Annotated in this window: 17 protein-coding genes and 1 pseudogene; 15 read left to right on the forward strand and 3 right to left on the reverse strand. The window is 68.4% G+C overall.

The features are described 5' to 3' along the window. The 4 genes from BN4332_RS03160 to BN4332_RS03180 all read left to right on the forward strand — a co-directional run. Positions 1–295: HEAT repeat domain-containing protein (locus BN4332_RS03160; RefSeq protein WP_200820252.1), on the forward strand; the 295-nt coding region annotated here is incomplete at its 5' end. A 62-nt stretch (positions 296–357) separates the two neighbouring features. Continuing rightward, entirely contained in the window at positions 358–852 is a 495-nt protein-coding gene (locus BN4332_RS03165) for a DinB family protein (protein ID WP_200820253.1), read from the forward strand. 808 nt (positions 853–1,660) lie between these two features. Next, the gene (locus BN4332_RS33640; protein WP_066897139.1) at positions 1,661–1,843 is read left to right on the forward strand and encodes a response regulator transcription factor; all 183 of its coding nucleotides are present in this window, start codon (positions 1,661–1,663) and stop codon (positions 1,841–1,843) included. Positions 1,844–1,899: 56 nt separating this feature from the next. After that, positions 1,900–2,109 carry a hypothetical protein gene (locus BN4332_RS03180; protein ID WP_066897153.1) on the forward strand — a complete coding sequence of 70 codons (210 nt, stop codon included), beginning with the start codon at positions 1,900–1,902 and terminating at the stop codon, positions 2,107–2,109. A gap of 21 nt (positions 2,110–2,130) precedes the next feature. Here the strand turns inward: BN4332_RS03180 and BN4332_RS03185 are convergent, their stop codons facing one another. Together BN4332_RS03185 and BN4332_RS03190 are read right to left on the reverse strand one after the other, a co-directional pair. Beyond that, positions 2,131–3,333, reverse strand: coding sequence for a serine hydrolase domain-containing protein (locus tag BN4332_RS03185; protein ID WP_066897140.1), 1,203 nt, complete (start codon positions 3,331–3,333; stop codon positions 2,131–2,133). Positions 3,334–3,352: 19 nt separating this feature from the next. After that, on the reverse strand, positions 3,353–4,432 hold the full coding sequence (locus tag BN4332_RS03190) for an AraC family transcriptional regulator (protein WP_066897141.1): 1,080 nt from the start codon (positions 4,430–4,432) through the stop codon (positions 3,353–3,355). 189 nt (positions 4,433–4,621) lie between these two features. Here BN4332_RS03190 and BN4332_RS03195 point away from each other — a divergent pair, with 189 nt between their 5' ends. From BN4332_RS03195 to pyrF, 11 genes are all read left to right on the forward strand, one after another. Further along, on the forward strand, positions 4,622–5,749 hold the full coding sequence (locus BN4332_RS03195) for an NDMA-dependent alcohol dehydrogenase (RefSeq protein WP_066897154.1): 1,128 nt from the start codon (positions 4,622–4,624) through the stop codon (positions 5,747–5,749). Between the two features lie 13 nt (positions 5,750–5,762). Next, complete coding sequence (locus BN4332_RS03200) at positions 5,763–7,175, forward strand: aldehyde dehydrogenase family protein (RefSeq protein ID WP_066897142.1); 1,413 nt, start codon at positions 5,763–5,765, stop codon at positions 7,173–7,175. Between the two features lie 14 nt (positions 7,176–7,189). Continuing rightward, the gene (locus BN4332_RS03205; RefSeq protein WP_066897143.1) at positions 7,190–8,149 is read left to right on the forward strand and encodes an alpha/beta hydrolase; all 960 of its coding nucleotides are present in this window, start codon (positions 7,190–7,192) and stop codon (positions 8,147–8,149) included. Between the two features lie 2 nt (positions 8,150–8,151). Next, the gene (locus BN4332_RS03210) at positions 8,152–9,759 is read left to right on the forward strand and encodes a flavin-containing monooxygenase (protein WP_066897144.1); all 1,608 of its coding nucleotides are present in this window, start codon (positions 8,152–8,154) and stop codon (positions 9,757–9,759) included. A 141-nt stretch (positions 9,760–9,900) separates the two neighbouring features. Next, complete coding sequence (pyrR, locus tag BN4332_RS03215) at positions 9,901–10,458, forward strand: bifunctional pyr operon transcriptional regulator/uracil phosphoribosyltransferase PyrR (protein WP_066897145.1); 558 nt, start codon at positions 9,901–9,903, stop codon at positions 10,456–10,458. After that, positions 10,455–11,411, forward strand: coding sequence for an aspartate carbamoyltransferase catalytic subunit (locus BN4332_RS03220; RefSeq protein WP_066897146.1), 957 nt, complete (start codon positions 10,455–10,457; stop codon positions 11,409–11,411). The genes pyrR and BN4332_RS03220 overlap by 4 nt, the downstream gene beginning before the upstream one ends. Beyond that, positions 11,408–12,748, forward strand: a complete 1,341-nt coding sequence (locus BN4332_RS03225) for a dihydroorotase (protein WP_066897147.1) — start codon at positions 11,408–11,410, stop codon at positions 12,746–12,748. Before BN4332_RS03220 ends, BN4332_RS03225 begins: the two co-directional genes overlap by 4 nt. Beyond that, positions 12,745–13,245, forward strand: coding sequence for a PH-like domain-containing protein (locus BN4332_RS03230; protein ID WP_066897148.1), 501 nt, complete (start codon positions 12,745–12,747; stop codon positions 13,243–13,245). The genes BN4332_RS03225 and BN4332_RS03230 overlap by 4 nt, the downstream gene beginning before the upstream one ends. Further along, a complete protein-coding gene (carA, locus tag BN4332_RS03235) occupies positions 13,242–14,384 on the forward strand; it encodes a glutamine-hydrolyzing carbamoyl-phosphate synthase small subunit (RefSeq protein WP_066897149.1) in 1,143 nt (380 codons plus the stop codon). The genes BN4332_RS03230 and carA overlap by 4 nt, the downstream gene beginning before the upstream one ends. After that, entirely contained in the window at positions 14,384–17,737 is a 3,354-nt protein-coding gene (carB, locus tag BN4332_RS03240; protein ID WP_066897150.1) for a carbamoyl-phosphate synthase large subunit, read from the forward strand. The genes carA and carB overlap by 1 nt, the downstream gene beginning before the upstream one ends. A 2-nt stretch (positions 17,738–17,739) precedes the next feature. Further along, complete coding sequence (gene pyrF / locus BN4332_RS03245) at positions 17,740–18,552, forward strand: orotidine-5'-phosphate decarboxylase (protein ID WP_066897151.1); 813 nt, start codon at positions 17,740–17,742, stop codon at positions 18,550–18,552. A 150-nt stretch (positions 18,553–18,702) separates the two neighbouring features. Here pyrF and BN4332_RS03250 read toward each other — a convergent pair. Then, positions 18,703–18,976 (reverse strand): annotated as a pseudogene (locus tag BN4332_RS03250) (hypothetical protein); the annotation flags it as partial.

An 18,976-nucleotide genomic window follows, 5' to 3' on the forward strand; every position in this document is an offset into this window, starting at 1 on the left:
TGCCGTCGGCTGCACCGATGACGACGTGGTCAGTGTCGAGAAGGCGTTCACCGAGTCGGCCTGGCAGATCCGCCAGGGCGCGGCGCGGGCGTTGGCCGGGGCCCGGCCGGAGGTGGCGGTGCCGACCTTGTCCCGTGCCCTGGAGGACCGGCACCTGGATGTCCGCAAGGCGGCGGTGCTGAGCCTGAGCCGGTGGGCCGGTTCGGAATCGGCCGCTCGTCGGGCGCTCACCGTCGCGCTCGACGACACCGACGCCGACGTGCGCGCCTACGCCCGGCAGGCGCTGACTGGTTGACCGGCCTTGCCAGAACGGCAAGTCACGTGCCGTGCCGCGGCACCGTGGCAATACTGGGCATTGTGACCATCGGGCAGCGCCGCAGGAAGGACAACCCACCGCCGCGGACCGCGAACGGCGAATCCGAGGTGCTGCGGGGCTTTCTCGACTACCTCCGCGAATCGATCGCCGCGAAGGTCGACGGCGCGCCCGAACCCATGGCCCGGACGTCGGCGGTGCCGTCGGGCACGACCCTGATCGGCCTGCTGAATCACCTGACCCACGTCGAGCGCTGGATCTTTCTCGGAGATGACGTCGATGACTGGCAGGCGACGTTCTCCGTCGCGCCCGCGGACAGCATCGCCGATGTCGTCGACCGCTACCGGGACGCCGTCGACCGGGCCAACGACGTGCTCGACGGCTGCCCGGACCTGTCGGCGCCCGTTCCCCGGCCGAAGCCGGGGAAACCCGCCCCCAGCATCCGCTGGGCCCTGACCCACATGATCGAGGAGACCGGCCGCCACGCCGGCCACGCTGACATTCTGCGTGAGCTGATCGACGGTTCGACCGGGCGCTGACCTCCGCGGCACTGTTCGGGGACGCGAGCAAAGTTCGTCGTTACCCGTGCTAACGACACGGTCGCCGTTTAAATTCGATGCGTGCGACTCGCCTGGCCGCTGACGGGGCGGTTGGAGGAGACCCGGCTGATCGACGCCGCGCTCGCCTCCGCCGAGCTGTCCGGAATCGTGATCTACGGTGACGCCGGGGTCGGCAAGAGCCGCATCGCCAGGGAAGCGTTGTCGAACGCAGCCGGGACCGCTCGTGAAACCCGTTGGACAGTGGGGACGTCGGCGGCCCGGGCACTACCGCTGGGTGCCTTCGCGCGGTGGGTGGGAACGTCGGACGCCGACAGTGTGGCGTTGGTCGGGCGGGTGATCGACGGGCTGACTGCCGTGCCGGGCGGTCGGCAGGTGCTGGTGTGTGTCGACGACGCGCACCTGCTCGACGGCTTGTCGGGTTTCGTGCTGGAACAGATCGTGCAGCGCCGGGCGGCCAAGCTGCTGCTGACGGTGCGCACCGGGCCTGCGGTACCGGCCGAGGTGCTCGCGGCTCTCGACCGGGGCCGTTTCGAGCGCTTGGACCTGCAACCGCTGTCACGCGAGGAGTCCGGTCAGCTGTTGACGGCGGCACTCGGTGGGCCGCCCGATCCCGATGCCGCACAACGCTTGTGGCGTCTCACCCGGGGCAACGTACTGTACCTGCGAAACATCGTCGAACAGGAGGTCAACCAGGGCCGGCTCGNCCGCGGCACGGGCGAGCGCACTTGCCGAGGCGTGCGGCGGCGCTGTGACGCCGGCCCTGCTCGCCGCCGTCGAACGTCTCCCGTTGACCGACCGGGAACGTGAGATCGCGATGCTGCTCGGTGCCGGCCTGTCCAGCCGGGCGATTGCGGATCGGCTGCGGCTGTCGGTGCGCACCGTGGAGGGCCACATCTACCGCGCGATGGCGAAAACCGGAGCATCCAGTCGCGCCGAGCTGATCGCGTTGCTGCCGCGGCGACATCGGTGATTTCGAGTATCTGGGTACTCGCTCCGGCCCGGATGAACCGTCGCATCCTGGATCGCATGGCCGACGAAGGCGAGTTGCACGAACGGGCGTTGCGCGCGCTGCCGTTGACGTACTCGCTGGCCTTGCGGTTGCGCGCGGTCGGGGTCGCGCGAGAGGTGGTGTGTGAATACCTGGGCGTCGAGGAGAGTGCGCTCGACGGTGTCTACCGGATGGCCGAGGCCAAGTTGGCCGCCGCACTGGGCGTCTCGGCGAGCGCGGACGAGTAGCCGACCACCCGCGGAGTGACGTCAGATATCCAGTGCCTGATAGGTGCGGCGGACGAATCGCGGTTGCGCCATCTGCAGTTTGGCCGTCGAGGTATTGCCACTGATCGTGGCGGCGTCCACCGACATGGTCGGATGATTCTGGATCAGGTAGATCAGGATCAGGTCGGCCGACGGGTCGGCCTGCCACCACGTGCCGTACGCACCGGGCCAGCTGAAGGTGCCCAGCCCGCCCGGGCCGAACAACTGTCGCGACTTCGCCGGATCGGTCACCACCGACAGGTTCAGACCGAAGCCACGGCCCACCCAGAACGGCGCGCCCAGGAACGGGTACTGCTTCTGCTCGGCAGTGAGCCGGTCGGTGCGCATCAGCCGCACGGACTCCTCCGACAGCACCCGCACCCCGTCGAGGGTGCCGCCGCCCAACAACATCCGGGCGAACTTGAGGTAGTCGTCGGCGGTCGAGAACAATCCCGCACCGCCGGTGCAGAACGGGGGATCGGTGATCGGCGGTGGGCCCATCACGTCGTGGGTGAGCGTGTTGTCGTCGGTCAGCTGGTACATCGTCGCCGCCCGCCGCCGTCCTGCCGCGTCGACCGAGAAACCGGTGTCGACCATGCCGAGCGGGGCGAAGATGCGTTCGGCCAGAATCTCCGACAGTGGCTTGCCCTCGATGCGGGACAGCGCGATCCCCAAAACATCGGTGGAGTGGCTGTAGGTCAGCCGGTCGCCGGGCTGATGCGCCAGCGGCAGCTTGGCCACCTCGGCCAGCCAGCGGTCCTGATCCTGACGCAACGACAACTTGCCGTAGGCCGAGGAGAGAGGGCCCAGCACCGAGAACACATACGCCAGACCACTGCGGTGGGTCATCAGGTCGTCGAACGTGATCGGCCGCCGCGCCCGCTCGGTGCGGTCCAACGGGCCCCGGGCCTCGCGCAGCACCTGCATGTCGGCCAGCTCCGGCAGCCATCGCGTCACCGGCTCGTTCAGCGCGAACTTGCCCTCCTCGACCAACGCCATCGCGGCGGCCACGGTGACGGGCTTGGTCATCGAGGCGATCCGGAAGATCGTGTCGCGCTGCATCGGGAGGCCAGCGTCGACGTCACGGTGCCCCAGGGCATTGACCTGGAGCACCTTGCCCGCCTGCCACACCAGCGTGACGGCGCCGGCCAGCAGCCCGGCGTCGATGGCCTCACGGATGGACGATTGATTGCCGTCGAGGTTCACCCGCGCCAGATTAGCGGCGTCACGTGCGGCGCCAGCGTCGGCGTGCCCTGACGACGCTCGACCAGTCCTGATACCCGAGCCGATGCGCGATCTCGTAGTGCGGGATCGTGCGGTCCCGCAGCAGGTTGTCGGCGACACTGCGGCGCACCTCTTCGATCAGCGCCCGGAACGTGGTGCCCTCCCGCTCGAGGTGTCTGCGCAATGTCCGGGGTGCGTAGTGCAGGTGCTCCGCCACATCCTCGACGGTGAGGTCGAGCGAGGATTGGTCGAGCAGGTGCGCGCGAACCTGCGCGGCCACTCCGGTGTGGTGCAGACGCTCGGCCCTGATGCGGTCGCACTGGGCGACCATGAGCTGGGTGGTGTGTGGGTTCGCCATCGGTGGCATCAGATCGAGATATCCTGCGTCGTAGACGATTTCATTTCGCTCGCACTCGAAATGCACCGGCGCCCGGAAGTAATCGCGATAGACCGCCGCGGACGCCGCCGGGAAGGCGAACCGGATCTCGCGCAACGGCACGGCTTCGAGGTCGGGGAACGTGTCGCGCTGAATCTGCATCACCGCGGTGAGATCGCGTTCGAGCACGAATCGCCGGATGCCCTCGGGCATGTCATCGGCCTCGAAGGCGAGCACGTACAGGTCGAGGTCATCGATGCGCGCGGTCATCGTCGAGAACGCGAACGTCAGCATCGCGTAGTGGAGACCGCGGTGAACCGTGTCCCGGACGCTGGCGGACGCGGCGAGCAGATAGCCGAGATAGCCGTAGGCGGTGAGGTGGTAGCGGGAGCCGAGCTGTACCCCGAGACCGGGTCGATATGCGGCCGCGGCGGCCAGATTGCGGATCACGGCCAGCTCCTGGCTGGCCTCGACCACGGTGTCGACGTCGTCCAGCGCGGCGCGGTCGAGGTGTGTACCTGCCAGCAACGTCTCGGCGGGGATCCCGCGCTGTGCCGCGAACTCGCACATGATCGCGACGGAGACGGCCGTGCGCGGGTGGTCCCACGGGTCGGTCATGGCCGCAATGACCCGATTGGTCGACTGCAGGACCGGGGAACTGGGCAGTGGGCTCTGATCTGCGGTTTCGCCGGGGCCCCTGGTCATGTTGGCCAGTTTCGCCGCTCGGTGACACCGGGTCAACGGGCTCCGAAGCCGCCGAAGTGGCCGGAAATGTCGACTTGTGGCCGGGACTGTTCTGTCCGACGGCGAGCCGCGGCTCTACGGTGTCGGAATAGTGATTCACATCTCAGTCAGCCCGAAAATGTGCCCGGCAACACCAGAGAAGAGGTTCCGGTGAAGGTAAAGGCGGCTGTCGTCGAGGAGATCGGCGCACCCTGGACGATCTGTGAGGTCGACCTCGGCGACCCGGTGGCCGGCGAGGTCCAGGTGCGGTTGGCCGCATCGGGCCTGTGCCATTCCGATGCCCACGTCGTCGCGGGCAGCAGCCCGGTGCCGTTCATGCCGGTGCTCGGCGGACACGAGGGCGCCGGGGTCGTCACCAAGGTGGGCCCCGGCGTGACCGGCCTGGCGGAGGGCGATCACGTTGTGCTCGCGTTCATTCCGGCCTGCGGAACCTGCCCGTCGTGTGCCACCGGTCTGCAGAATCTCTGCGACGAGGGCGCCGGCCTGCTGACCGGGCAGGCGGTGTCCGACAAGACATACCGAGTGACCCGCGACGGACAACCGGTCATCCAGATGTGCCTGCTCGGCACCTTCGCTCCGTACGTCACGGTGAGCGAGGCCTCGGTCGTCAAGATCGAGAAGGACGTGCCGCTGGAGGTGGCCGCACTGCTCGGCTGCGGTGTCTCCACCGGCTGGGGCTCGGCGACCGAGATCGGCGACACCCGGCCGGGCGACACGGTGGTCGTGATGGGTATCGGCGGTGTCGGGATCAACGCGGTCCAGGGAGCCAGGTTCGCCGGGGCCCGGTTCGTCGTTGCCATCGACCCCGTCGACTTCAAACGGAAGCAGGCACTGGAGTTCGGCGCCACCCACACGTTCGCCTCCGTCGAGGAGGCCGCCGCCGAACTGCCCGACCTCACCTGGGGCAAGATGGCGCAGGTTTCGATCATCACGGTCGGTGAGATCAAGGGTGAACACATCCAGCAGGCGCTCAGCCTGACCGGCAAGGGCGGGCAGGTAATCGTCACGGGCATGGGAGATTTCACCCAATCGACGGTCGACCTCAACCTGTTCGAGCTGACCCTGCTGCAGAAACGGGTCCAGGGCGCGGTGTTCGGCGGCGTGGGTCCGCGTACCCAGATCCCCAAACTCCTCGACCTCTACCGCTCCGGCGACCTCAAGCTCGACGAGCTGGTCACCACCCGTTACCGCCTCGAAGACATCAACCAGGGCTACCAGGACATGTTCGACGGCAAGAACCTCCGCGGTCTCGTCGTCTACTCCGCCGCCGACCACTGAATCGAAGGGCATCATGCGCAACCACGACAGCAACTACATCGACGGCAAGTGGACCGTGTCCAGCGGAACCACCCGCATCCCCGTCATCAACCCCGCGAACGACGAGGTGATCGCCGAGGTGGTCGCGGGCACCGCTGCCGACGTCGACGCCGCCGTCGCGGCCGCCCGTGCGGCTTTCCCGGCATGGTCGGCGACACCGGTCGGCGAACGGGCCGACTACCTCACCACGATCGCCGGCAAGCTGGGCGAGCGGTCCGAGGACCTGGCTCGCACCATCTCCACCGAAATGGGTTGCCCCATTTCGATTTCCCGCGCAATCCAACTCGGCCTGCCGCTCAACAGCTTCACCGAGGCGGCCAACATCGTGCGGGACTACGAGTTCGAGAGCGAGTACCGCGGATCGACGATCGTGCGCGAGCCGTTCGGCGTGCTCGGTGCGATCACCCCGTGGAACTACCCGCTGCACCAGATCGCGCTGAAGGTGGCCTACGGACTGGCCGCGGGCAACACCGTCGTCGTCAAACCCAGCGAGGTCACCCCGCTGTGCGCCATCGGACTCACCGAGATCGTCGACGAGATCGGCCTGCCCCCAGGTGTTTTCAACGTCGTGTTCGGTACCGGAGCCGACGTCGGCGAGGCGATCGCCGGACACGACGACGTCGACATCGTCAGCTTCACCGGATCGACCCGGGCCGGGCGGCGCGTGCAGGAAGTCGCCGCCCGCACGGTCAAGCGCGTCTCGCTCGAGCTCGGCGGCAAGAGCCCCAACCTCATTCTCGACGACGCGGACCTGCAGTCCGTAGTGCCCGCATCGGTGAAGACGATGATGCTGAACTCCGGTCAGACCTGCTCGGCGCTGACCCGGATGATCGTTCCGCGGGACCGGCTCGCCGAGGTTGAGGCCCTCGCGAAGGCGACTGCCGACGCACTGCCGGTGGGCGATCCCACGGATGAAGGGACCGCGCTGGGTCCGTTGTCGTCGCGGGCGCAGCAGGAGCGGGTGCTCGGCTACATCCGCACGGCGACGCAGGAGGGCGCCCGGCTGGTCACCGGCGGCGAGACCGAAACCGCGGGTCCCGGCGCGTTCGTCCGGCCGACCGTGTTTTCCGACGTCACCGAGGACATGACGATCCACAAGGAGGAGGTGTTCGGCCCGGTGCTGGCGATCGAGGCCTACGACACCGAGGACGAGGCGGTGCGGATCGCCAACGCCACGGATTACGGTCTGGCCGGCGCGGTCTGGTCGTCCTCACCGGAGCGGGCCGAGAGGGTGGCCCGCCGGATCCGGGCCGGCCAGGTCCAGATCAACGCGGGCGCGTTCAACGCCAACGCCCCCTTCGGCGGGTACAAGCAGTCCGGAAACGGGCGTGAGGCCGGGATATTCGGACTCGAGGAGTTCCTCGAGGTCAAGTCGATCCAGCGTTGAACCGAGGTAACACCATGCCCCTCGACCCCGTGACCCAGGCCCTGTTGGCCCAACTGGCCGAGACCCGCGACCCGCCGATGCACGAAGGCACGCCCGCGATGGCCCGGATGGCGGGACCGATCTTCGCCGGCCTGAGCGGACGCGGACCCGAGGTGGCCGCGGTGCACAACCACAAGCTCGAAGGCGGGGACGGCGGGAAGTTCCGGGTCCGGGTTCTCGTCCCCGATGGCGAACCCCGTTCGGTGATCGTGTATTTCCACGGTGGCGGCTGGGTGATCGGTGACATCGACCTGCAGTACGACCACCTCGGCCGGCACCTGGCGAACCTCACGCGGTCGACGGTGGTGCTGGTCAACTACCGCAAGGCTCCCGAGCATCCCTTCCCGGCCGCGATCGAGGACAGCTGGATCGGGTTGTCCTGGGCCGCAGAACATTTGTCCGAGTTCGCACCCGCCGGTGTTCCGCTGATCGTGGCCGGGGACAGTGCGGGAGGCAACATCGCCGCGGTGATGACGCGGTGGGCACGGGACCGGCGCGGGCCGCGGATCGACTATCAGGCCCTGATCTACCCGGTCACCGACTGTGACCTCGAACGGCCGTCGTACCTCGCGCCCGAGAATCAGCTGTTGCTCAGCCGCGACACCATGATCTGGTTCTGGGGCCATTACCTTCCCGATCCGGCGGCACGCACCAGTCCCGACGCGTCGCCCCTGCGGGCGTCGAGCCTGGCTGGACTGCCGCCCGCCCTCGTCTACGTCGCCGAGTATGACCCCCTGCACGACGAGGGAGTCGCCTACGCGACGGCGCTGGCCGACGCCGAGGTGAGCGTGACGTTGGAGGAGGCGGCCGGACAGATGCACGGCTATTTCCAGATGGCGAACATCCTGCCCGGGTACCACACCGGAATGTCATTGGTCGCCAACCACATCGGGACGTTCCTCGAGTCGCACCGATCCGACCGGACGGTGGGGTGAACATGGCCGAACGCGATGTGATCATCATCGGGGCCGGATTCGCCGGGCTCTATCAGCTGCACAAGTTGCGTGAGCTCGGATTCGACGCGCACGTCATCGAGGCCGGACCGGAAGTGGGCGGCACCTGGTACTGGAACCGCTATCCGGGTGCCCGCTGCGACATCGAATCGATCGAATACTCCTACTCGTTCGACCCGGATCTGCAGCAGTCGTGGAACTGGACCGAGCGCTATGCCGCCCAGCCGGAACTGCTGGCCTACGCCAAACACGTGGCCGACCGCTATGACCTCCGCCGCGACATCACATTCGGGACCCGCGTCGTGGCAATGGAATTCGACGGCACCGACGGCGAGTGGACGCTCACCACCGACTCCGGCGCCGCGACCACCGCGAACTTCGTGATCGCCGCCACCGGATGTCTGTCCAAACCGATGATGCCGTCGCTGGACGGTCTGGATGACTTCGGCGGCGACATCTACTGGACGTGGGACTGGCCGGACGGGGGAGCGGATCTGGCGGGAAAGCGTGTCGCCGTCATCGGCACGGGTTCCTCTGGCGTGCAGACAATCACCGCGATCGCACCGGAGGTCGGAGCGCTGACGGTGTTCCAGCGCACACCACCGTATGCCGTCCCGGCGCAGAACCGCCCGATCGCCGACGAGCTCGCCGCCGTCAAGCCGCACTACCCACAGTTCCGGGAAATCAGCCGGCTCACCCGGGGCGGCGCACAGTGCGGCGAGGGCGCCGCGCTGCCGCCGTTCTTCGGCGATCTCGACAGCGATGCCACCCGTGCCGAGCTCAACCGCCGCTGGGACGACGGCGGACTGTGCTTCCAGCAGTCGTTCTACGACCTGCTGCTGGACGCCGAGGCCAACGAGGCCGCCGCCGAGTATGTGCGCGGCCGCATCCGGCAGAAGGTCACCGACGCCCGGGTCGCCGAGAAACTGACGCCGCGGAGCTATCCGATCGCGACCAAGCGCATGTGCGTCGACACCGGCTACTACGAGGTCTACAACCAGGACAACGTGGCGCTGGTGGATCTCAACGAGGAACCGCTTCGGAAGATCACCGAGCGCGGCATTCTCGCCGGGGACAGCGAGCACGAGTTCGACGTGATCGTTCTCGCGACCGGATTCGACGCCATGACCGGGGCGCTCAACGCGATCGACATCCGAGCCGCCGACGACCACGGGGGCACGCACACACTCCGGGATAAATGGGCCGACGGCCCGCGGACGTACCTGGGCTTGATGTCGGCCGGCTTCCCGAACCTGTTCACCGTCACCGGCCCGCAGAGTCCCTCGGTGCTGTCCAACATGCTCACCTCGATCGAGTACCACGTGGAGTGGATCAGCGCCGCCCTGCTGCACCTGCGCGAGCACGGGCTCCACCGGATGGAGGCCGACCTCGCGGCCGAGGACAACTGGGTCAACATCACCAACGACACCGCCGACCTCACGCTGCTGCCGCAGGCGGCATCGTGGTACATGGGCGCCAACGTGCCCGGCAAACGCCGGGTGTTCCTGCCCTTCGTCGGCGGCGTCGGCATCTACAAGCAGATCGCTGACGGCGTCGCCGTGGCGGGCTATCACGGTTTCGAGCTGACCTAACACGTCGACGGCTCGTCCGTACCTCGCCGGCGAGTGGCGGCTCCGGCCGGGCCGATGTTTGCGGCCTGCTAAGCTGACCGGCAGTTCGACGTCCTTTAACGATCCGTCCCGAGAGGCGGAGAAGGAGGTCAGGGTCACCTTATGGGCTCTTCAAGTGCCGACCGGGAATTGTTGTCTGCGGCGGACGTCGGCCGCACCATTTCCCGGATCGCTCACCAGATCATCGAGAAGACCGCTCTGGACGATCCCGCCGAGCGCACCCGCGTGGTTCTGCTCGGAATCCCCACCCGCGGTGTGACGCTCGCCACCCGGCTGGCCGCCAAGATCGCCGAGTTCGCCGATGTGGAATTGCCGGTCGGAGCCCTGGATATCACGCTCTACCGCGACGACCTGAACTTCAAGCCGCCCCGTCCGCTGGCGGCCACCTCGATCCCGGCGGGGGGCATCGACGACGCCGTGGTGATCCTCGTCGACGACGTCCTGTACTCCGGGCGTTCGGTGCGCTCCGCTCTCGACGCTTTGCGCGACATCGGCCGGCCGCGGGTGGTCCAGCTCGCCGTGCTCGTCGATCGCGGCCACCGGGAACTGCCGATCCGTGCCGATTACGTCGGCAAGAACGTGCCGACCTCGCGCAGCGAAAGCGTGCATGTGTTGCTGTCCGAGGATGACGACCGCGACGGAGTGGTGATTTCAAAATGACGACACGTCATCTCCTGTCGGCTGCGGATCTCACCCGCGACGACGCGACGGCGATCCTCGACGACGCCGACCGGTTCCGCGAGGCGCTGCTGGGCCGCGAGGTCAAGAAGCTGCCCACGCTGCGGGGGCGCACCGTCATCACGATGTTCTACGAGAACTCGACCCGGACCCGGGTGTCGTTCGAGGTCGCGGGCAAGTGGATGAGCGCCGACGTGATCAACGTCAGCGCGTCGGGATCGTCGGTGGCCAAAGGGGAATCGCTGCGCGACACCGCGCTCACGTTGCGCGCCGCCGGGGCCGATGCGCTGATCATCCGCCACCCCGCCTCGGGCGCGGCGCAGCAGCTCGCCGAGTGGACCGCCGAGGACGACGGCGGCGGGCCCAGCGTGATCAATGCCGGTGACGGGACGCACGAGCACCCCACCCAGGCGCTGCTCGACGCGCTGACCATCCGCCAGCGCCTCGGTGGCATCGAGGGCCGGCGCGTCGTGATCGTCGGTGACGTTCTGCACAGCCGGGTGGCCCGGTCGAACGTGGCACTGCTGTCGACGCTGGGCGCCGAGGTGGTGCTGGTGGCGCCGCCCACACTGCTGCCCACCGGCGTCGCCGACTGGCCGGTCTCGGTGTCCAGCGACCTCGACGCCGAGCTGCCCGCGGCCGATGCGGTGCTGATGCTGCGGGTCCAGGCCGAACGGATGAACGGGGCGTTCTTCCCGTCGGCCCGCGAGTACTCGGTGCGCTACGGACTCTCGGAGAAGCGGCAGGCCATGCTGCCGGGCAACGCCGTGGTGCTGCATCCGGGCCCGATGCTGCGCGGCATGGAGATCTCCTTCCCGGTGGCCGATTCGTCGCAATCAGCTGTTCTGCAACAGGTTTCAAACGGTGTCCACGTGCGGATGGCGGTGCTGTTCCATCTGCTCGTGGGTGCGGATCGAGAGGCGATCAGCGTATGACGCAACAAGTACTCATCCGCGGGGTTCGTCTCTACGGCGAGGGTGACCAGGTCGACGTCCGGATCGCCGACGGGCAGATCATGGAAATTGGTTCGGGGATCGGTTCCGATGTTCCCGACGGCGCGGAGGTGATCGAGGCCACCGGCCAGGTGCTGCTGCCGGGGTTCGTCGACCTGCATACCCATCTGCGCGAACCCGGCCGCGAATACGCCGAGGACATCGAAACCGGTTCGGCGGCAGCGGCCCTGGGTGGTTACACCGCGGTGTTCGCGATGGCCAACACCGATCCGGTGGCCGACTCCGCGGTGGTCACCGATCACGTGTGGAACCGTGGTCAGCAGGTCGGCCTGGTCGATGTACACCCGGTCGGCGCCGTCACCGTCGGCCTGCAGGGCAAGCAGCTCACCGAGATGGGCCTGATGGCCGCCGGTGTCGGTCAGGTTCGGATGTTCTCCGACGACGGGCTGTGCGTCGATGACCCGCTGGTGATGCGGCGGGCGCTGGAGTACGCCACCGGGCTCGGGGTGCTCATCGCCCAGCACGCCGAGGAGCCGCGGCTGACCGTCGGCGCGGTGGCCCACGAGGGGCCCAACGCCGCCAAGCTGGGTCTGGCGGGCTGGCCGCGTTCGGCCGAGGAATCGATCGTCGCCCGCGACGCGATCCTGGCCCGCGATGCCGGCGCCCGGGTGCACATCTGCCACGCGTCCACCAAGGGCACCGTGGAACTGCTGAAATGGGCCAAGGCGCAAGGAATTTCCATCACCGCCGAGGTCACGCCGCACCACCTGTTGCTCGACGACAGCCGGCTGGCCAGCTATGACGGCCGCAACCGCGTCAACCCGCCGCTGCGCGAGGCCAGCGACGCCGAGGCGCTGCGTCAGGCCCTTGCCGACGGCGTGATCGACTGCGTGGCCACCGACCACGCCCCGCACGCCGAGCACGAGAAGTGCTGCGAGTTCTCGGTGGCCCGGCCGGGCATGCTGGGACTGCAGACCGCCTTGTCCGTGGTGGTCGAGACCATGGTGCGCCGTGGCCTGCTGACCTGGCGCGGTGTCGCCAAGGTGATGAGCGAGGCTCCGGCGGCCATCGTCGGTCTGCCCGATCAGGGCCGTCCCCTCGAAGTCGGAGAGCCGGCCAACCTCACGGTGATCGACCCCGACGCGACCTGGACAGTGGAAGGCGACGACCTGGCCAGCCGTTCGGACAACACCCCTTTCGAGGCCATGACGCTGCCGGCGACGGTGACCGCCACCCTGCTGCGGGGAAAGATCACCGCGCTCGGCGGCAAGTGCCCCACGGCGGGTTGGGGTGCGGCGACCCGGGGATCGACGCCGTGAACACGCCCACGCTGATCGCCTCGCTGGTGATGGCGGCGCTGCTGGTGGTGTTGATCGCGTTCCTGATCCGCCAGATGATGCGAGGCTGGCTGCATCGCGTGCAGCGCCAGGCCGAACTGATCGGCACCCTGCCGCCGCTGCCCGACACCGTCGGCGCCGCGATCATCCCGCCGGTCAAGGGGATGTACGTCGGCACCACGGTGGTGCCGCACTGGAACGACAAGGTGGCCGCGGGTGACCTGGGCTTCCGCGCCAAGGCGGTACTGACCCGCTATCCCGAGGGAATCATGATGCAGCGCAGCGGCGCCGGGCCCATCTGGATTCCCGCCGAGTCGGTCACCGCGATCAGAACCGAACGCGGAATCGCAGGCAAGGCACTGACTTACGACGGAATCCTGGCCATCCGGTGGCGGCTGCCGTCGGGCACCGAGATCGACACCGGGTTCCGCGCTGACAATCGCGCAGAGTACGACCGCTGGCTGGAGGAAGACGAATGACGATCAACGCGAACAGAAGAAACGAGAAGGCGGTCCTGGTACTCGAAGACGGGCGCGTCTTCACCGGTACGACATTCGGCGCGGTCGGACAGACCCTCGGCGAGGCGGTGTTCTCCACCGGGATGTCCGGCTACCAGGAGACGCTCACCGATCCGAGCTATCACGGCCAGATCGTGGTCGCCACCGCGCCGCAGATCGGCAATACCGGCTGGAACACCGAAGACGGCGAAAGCCGCGGTGACAAGATTTGGGTGGCCGGCTACGCCGTGCGCGACCCATCGCCGCGCGCCTCGAACTGGCGTGCCAGCGGCACCCTCGATGACGAGCTGGTCCGGCAGGGAATCGTCGGCATTGCCGGCATCGACACCCGCGCGGTGGTGCGTCACCTGCGTACCCGCGGGTCGATGAAGGCCGGTGTGTTCAGCGGGTCTGCGCTGGCGCCGATCGACGAATTGGTGGCCAGGGTGCTCGATCAGCCCTCGATGCTCGGCGCGGATCTGGCCGGGCAGGTCAGCACCGGCGCCTCCTATGTTGTCGAACCCGAAGGCACCCACCGGTTCACCGTGGCGGCCGTCGACCTGGGGATCAAGACCAACACCCCGCGCAACTTCGCCCGCCGCGGGATCCGCAGCCATGTGCTGCCGTCGTCGGTGACCTTTGATCAGATCGCCGACCTCAAGCCGGACGGGGTGTTCCTGTCGAACGGCCCCGGTGATCCGGCCACCGCCGACCACATTGTCGAGGTGACCCGCGAGGTGCTCGGGGCCGGGATCCCGCTGTTCGGCATCTGCTTCGGTAACCAGATCCTCGGCCGCGCGCTGGGCCGCTCTACCTACAAGATGGTGTTCGGGCACCGCGGCATCAACATCCCGGTGATCGACCACATCACCGGGCGGGTGGCGATCACCGCCCAGAACCACGGTTTTGCCCTGGAGGGCGAGGCGGGGGAGCAGTTCGACACCCCGTTCGGCACCGCCGAGGTCAGCCATACCTGCGCCAATGACGGTGTGGTGGAAGGTATCCGGCTCGCCAACGGCCGGGCCTTCTCGGTCCAGTACCACCCGGAGGCCGCCGCCGGACCGCATGACGCGGAGTACCTGTTCGACCAGTTCGTCGACCTGATGGCAGGAGAGAAGTAATGCCACGCCGCTCTGACCTCAATCACGTACTGGTGATCGGGTCCGGCCCGATCGTCATCGGCCAGGCCTGCGAATTCGACTATTCGGGCACCCAGGCCTGCCGGGTGCTGCGCTCCGAGGGCATCCAGGTCAGCCTGATCAACTCGAATCCGGCGACGATCATGACCGACCCGGAGTACGCCGATCACACCTACGTCGAGCCGATCACTCCGGAGTTCGTCGAGAAGGTGCTGGCGCAGCAGGCCGAGCGCGGCAACAAGATCGACGCCGTGCTGGCCACCCTCGGCGGTCAGACCGCGCTCAACACCGCCGTTGCCCTGCACGACCGGGGCATTCTGGAGAAATACGGCGTTGAGATGATCGGCGCCGATTTCGATGCCATCCAGCGTGGCGAGGACCGGCAGAAGTTCAAGGACATCGTCGCCAAGGTGGGCGGCGAATCCGCCCGCAGCCGCGTGTGTTTCACCATGGACGAGGTCCGCGAGACCGTCGCCGACCTGGGCCTGCCCGTCGTCGTCCGACCGTCGTTCACCATGGGCGGGCTCGGCTCGGGCATGGCGTACTCGGCCGAGGACGTCGAGCGGATGGCCGGTGACGGTCTGGCCGCGTCTCCTTCGGCGAACGTGCTGATCGAGGAATCCATCTACGGGTGGAAGGAATACGAGCTCGAGCTGATGCGCGACCACCGCGACAACGTGGTGATCGTCTGTTCCATCGAGAACTTCGACCCGATGGGCGTGCACACCGGTGACTCGGTGACCGTGGCTCCGGCCATGACGCTGACCGACCGGGAATACCAGACGATGCGCGACCTGGGCATCGCGATCCTGCGCGAGGTCGGCGTCGACACCGGCGGCTGCAACATCCAGTTCGCGGTCAACCCGCGCGACGGCCGCCTGATCGTCATCGAGATGAACCCGCGCGTGTCGCGTTCCTCGGCACTGGCCTCGAAGGCCACCGGCTTCCCGATCGCCAAGATCGCGGCCAAGCTTGCCATCGGCTACACCCTCGACGAGATCGTCAACGACATCACCAAGGAAACCCCGGCCTGCTTCGAGCCGACGCTGGACTACGTCGTCGTCAAGGCGCCGCGGTTCGCGTTCGAGAAGTTCCCCGGGGCCGACGCCACCCTGACCACGACAATGAAGTCGGTCGGTGAGGCGATGTCGTTGGGCCGCAACTTCATCGAAGCCCTCGGCAAGGTGATGCGGTCACTGGAGACCAGCCGGGCCGGGTTCTGGACCGGACCGGACCCGGATGTCAGCGTCGAGCAGCTGCTGACCGGGCTGCGCACCGCGGTCGACGGTCGGCTCTACGACATCGAGCACGCGCTGCGGCTGGGCGCCAGCGTCGAGCAGGTGGCCGAGGCCTCCGGCGTCGACCCCTGGTTCATCGAACAGATCGCCGGTCTGGTGGCGCTGCGGGTCGAGCTGCTGGAAGCCCCGGTGCTTGACGCCGAACTACTGCGGCGGGCCAAGCACAACGGGCTGTCCGACCGCCAGATCGCCGCGCTGCGACCGGAATTGGCCGGCGAGGCGGGCCTGCGCGCGCTGCGCCGGCGGCTCGGCATCCACCCGGTGTACAAGACGGTGGACACCTGCGCGGCCGAGTTCGACGCCAAGACGCCGTATCACTACAGCAGCTATGAGCTCGATCCCGCGGCCGAGACCGAGGTCGCGCCGCAGACCGAGAAGCCCAAGGTGCTGATCCTGGGTTCCGGGCCGAACCGGATCGGCCAGGGCATCGAATTCGATTACAGCTGCGTGCATGCCGCCACGACACTGAGCGCGGTCGGGTTCGAGACCGTGATGGTCAACTGCAACCCCGAGACGGTGTCCACCGACTACGACACCGCCGACCGCCTGTACTTCGAGCCGCTCACGTTCGAGGACGTGCTGGAGGTCTACTACGCCGAGGACGCCTCAGGCAAGGGCGAGGACGGGTCAGGCCCGGGCGTCGTCGGGGTCATCGTGCAGCTCGGCGGCCAGACGCCGCTGGGCCTGGCCAAGCGCCTCGAGGACGCCGGAGTCCCGATCGTGGGCACCGGCCCCGACGCCATCGACCTGGCCGAGGACCGCGGGCTGTTCGGTGAGGTTCTGGTCAATGCCGGTCTGCCCGCCCCGCGGTTCGGCACGGCCACCAGCTTCGAGCAGGCCCGGCGGATCGCGTCCGACATCGGCTACCCGGTGCTGGTGCGGCCGTCGTACGTGCTGGGCGGACGCGGCATGGAGATCGTCTACGACGAGGCCACGCTGGAGGGCTACATCGCCCGCGCCACGCAGCTGTCCCCGGAACACCCCGTGCTGGTCGACCGGTTCCTGGAGGACGCGATCGAGATCGACGTCGACGCGCTGTGCGACGGCAACGAGGTGTACATCGGCGGCATCATGGAGCACATCGAGGAGGCCGGTATCCACTCCGGTGACTCGGCGTGCGCACTGCCCCCGGTGACCTTGGGCCGCAGCGACATCGAATCGGTGCGCCGCGCCACCGAGGCCATCGCCCGGGGCATCGGCGTGGTCGGACTGCTCAATGTCCAGTACGCGCTCAAGGACGACGTGCTCTACGTGCTGGAGGCCAACCCGCGCGCCAGCCGCACCGTGCCGTTTGTCTCGAAGGCCACCGCTGTGCCGCTGGCCAAGGCCTGCGCCCGGGTGATGCTGGGCGCCACCATCGCCGAGCTGCGTGCCGAGGGGCTGCTGAACAAGAACGGCGACGGGGCCACCATCGCCCGCAACGCCCCGGTCGCGGTCAAGGAGGCCGTGCTGCCGTTCCACCGGTTCCGCCGCGCCGACGGCGGCCAGGTCGATTCCCTGCTGGGCCCCGAGATGAAGTCGACGGGTGAGGTGATGGGCATCGACCACGACTTCGGTACCGCCTTCGCCAAGAGCCAGACCGCGGCCTACGGATCGCTGCCCACCTCGGGCACCGTGTTCGTGTCGGTGGCCAACCGCGACAAGCGATCCCTGGTGTTCCCGGTCAAGCGACTGGCCGATCTCGGATTCCGGGTGCTGGCCACCGAGGGCACCGCGGAGATGCTGCGCCGCAACGGCATTCCCTGCGATGAGGTGCGCAAGCACTCAGAACAGGCGGACGGCGACAATCCGCTGCCCTCGTCGGTCGATGCCATCAAGGCCGGTGAGGTCGACATGGTGATCAACACGCCGTACGGCAACTCCGGGCCGCGGGTCGACGGCTACGAGATCCGTTCGGCCGCGGTGTCGATGAACATCCCGTGCGTCACCACGGTGCAGGGGGCCTCGGCCGCCGTGCAGGGCATCGAGGCGGGCATCCGCGGTGACATCGGGGTGATGTCACTGCAGGAACTGCACAGCGAGCTGGAATCGCGCTGACGATGGATGCTTTCGGGCAGCGGCTGGCCGCCGCGGTGGCGGAGCGGGGGCCGCTGTGCCCCGGCATCGATCCCCATCCCGAACTGCTGCGGGCGTGGGGCCTGACCGTCGACCCCGACGGTCTGGCCGCGTTCTCCGACATCTGTGTGACGGCGTTCGCCGGTTTCGCGATGGTCAAGCCGCAGGTGGCGTTCTTCGAGGCCTACGGTTCGGCGGGGTTCGCGGTGCTGGAACGCACGATGGCCGCGCTGCGCGAGGCAGGGGTGCTGGTGCTGGCCGATGCCAAGCGCGGCGACATCGGCTCGACCATGGCTGCCTACGCGGCGGCGTGGGCCGGTGACTCGCCGTTGGCGGCCGACGCCGTGACCGCGTCGCCGTACCTGGGATTCGGCTCGCTGCAGCCGCTGCTGGACACCGCCGCGGCGCATGGCCGCGGGGTGTTCGTGCTGGCCGCCACCTCCAATCCCGAGGGCCCGACCGTGCAGCGCGCGATGGCCGGGTCCCGGACCGTGGCGCAATCCGTCATCGACTCCGTCGCGGAGGTCAATCGAGCCGCCGGCAAGCCCACCGGCTCGGTGGGTGTGGTGGTCGGGGCGACGGTGTCCGAACTGCCCGATCTGAGCGCGCTGGGCGGTCCGGTGCTGGTGCCTGGGGTCGGAGCCCAGGGTGGGCGTGCCGATGCGCTGGGCGGGTTCGGCGGGGCCAGTTTGGTGCTGCCCACGGTGTCGCGTGAGGTGCTGCGGGCCGGGCCTGTGGTGGCCGATCTGCGGGCGGCGGCCGAACGCCTGCGCGACGAGGTCGCTTACCTGGCCTGACGGCCCCTGTCCCGGCGCCGTTTTCCACTCCTCGGTCGTGGCCGCCCGCGTTGTCGCGACCCAGAGGTCGATAGCGGCGACTGAGCCGAGAACCCTTCGCGCACAATCGGTTCGGTCAGAACTGGGCCAGATTCGGTGCGGCGCACCGCGTCACAGTGGGATCCAGATGCCGAACAGCCAGAAGCCCCAGTTGTTGAACTGCGGGTTGAAGAACGGCGTCACCCAGTGCCCGTTGTAGTTGAACGGCTGGTGGTCGAACCGGCCCTGGTCGATCCCGCGCCAGGCCAGGTTCGGCGGGGGAGGAGGCGGCGCGTCCCACGGCCCACCGCCCGGTCCGCCCGGCCCGCCTGGGTGGTCGGGGCCACCTGGCTCGCCCCACCGGCCCGGCCCATCGGGCCCACCTGGCCCGCTCGGGCCCGCACCG

The sequence above is a fragment of the Mycolicibacterium houstonense genome (assembly GCF_900078665.2).
Lineage (GTDB): Bacteria > Actinomycetota > Actinomycetes > Mycobacteriales > Mycobacteriaceae > Mycobacterium > Mycobacterium houstonense.

Coding starts and splice junctions, on each gene's coding strand:
- BN4332_RS03180 (WP_066897153.1), top strand. CDS start 1,900: ATGGCCGACGAAGGCGAGTTGCACGAACGGGCGTTGCGCGCGCTGCCG.
- BN4332_RS03190 (WP_066897141.1), bottom strand. CDS start 4,432: ATGACCAGGGGCCCCGGCGAAACCGCAGATCAGAGCCCACTGCCCAGT.
- BN4332_RS03200 (WP_066897142.1), top strand. CDS start 5,763: ATGCGCAACCACGACAGCAACTACATCGACGGCAAGTGGACCGTGTCC.
- BN4332_RS03205 (WP_066897143.1), top strand. CDS start 7,190: ATGCCCCTCGACCCCGTGACCCAGGCCCTGTTGGCCCAACTGGCCGAG.
- BN4332_RS03210 (WP_066897144.1), top strand. CDS start 8,152: ATGGCCGAACGCGATGTGATCATCATCGGGGCCGGATTCGCCGGGCTC.
- pyrR (WP_066897145.1), top strand. CDS start 9,901: ATGGGCTCTTCAAGTGCCGACCGGGAATTGTTGTCTGCGGCGGACGTC.
- BN4332_RS03220 (WP_066897146.1), top strand. CDS start 10,455: ATGACGACACGTCATCTCCTGTCGGCTGCGGATCTCACCCGCGACGAC.
- BN4332_RS03225 (WP_066897147.1), top strand. CDS start 11,408: ATGACGCAACAAGTACTCATCCGCGGGGTTCGTCTCTACGGCGAGGGT.
- carA (WP_066897149.1), top strand. CDS start 13,242: ATGACGATCAACGCGAACAGAAGAAACGAGAAGGCGGTCCTGGTACTC.
- carB (WP_066897150.1), top strand. CDS start 14,384: ATGCCACGCCGCTCTGACCTCAATCACGTACTGGTGATCGGGTCCGGC.
- pyrF (WP_066897151.1), top strand. CDS start 17,740: ATGGATGCTTTCGGGCAGCGGCTGGCCGCCGCGGTGGCGGAGCGGGGG.